This is a genomic window from Achromobacter sp. SIMBA_011, from assembly GCF_046535435.1.
Taxonomy (GTDB): domain Bacteria; phylum Pseudomonadota; class Gammaproteobacteria; order Burkholderiales; family Burkholderiaceae_B; genus Achromobacter; species Achromobacter dolens.
Window position 1 is genome coordinate 1 of the sequence record NZ_JAWRWN010000847.1, and the last position, 254, is coordinate 254.

Consider the following 254-nt stretch of genomic DNA (forward strand, 5'->3'; position numbering starts at 1 on the left):
CTCGCCGCCGGTGCAACGAAAGACGATGTGCTCAAGCGTACCGGTCAGGTCGTCGGCGTGCACAACGTATCGTTCGACGTGCAGGAAGGCGAAATATTCGTGCTGATGGGCCTGTCCGGCTCCGGCAAATCCACGTTGATCCGCCTCGTGAATCGGCTGGTCGATCCCAGCGCCGGAAAGGTGCTGATCGACGGGCTCGACGTTGCGTCGGCACGCCGCTCGGAGCTGACCGCGCTGCGCCGCAAGGACATGAG

At 63.8% G+C, this 254-nt stretch carries 1 protein-coding gene; it reads left to right on the forward strand.

Annotated features, from left to right (window positions below; genetic code table 11):
• The coding region (locus tag SB816_RS33385) for an ATP-binding cassette domain-containing protein (RefSeq protein WP_410548426.1) at window positions 1–254 on the forward strand (254 nt) is incomplete at both ends.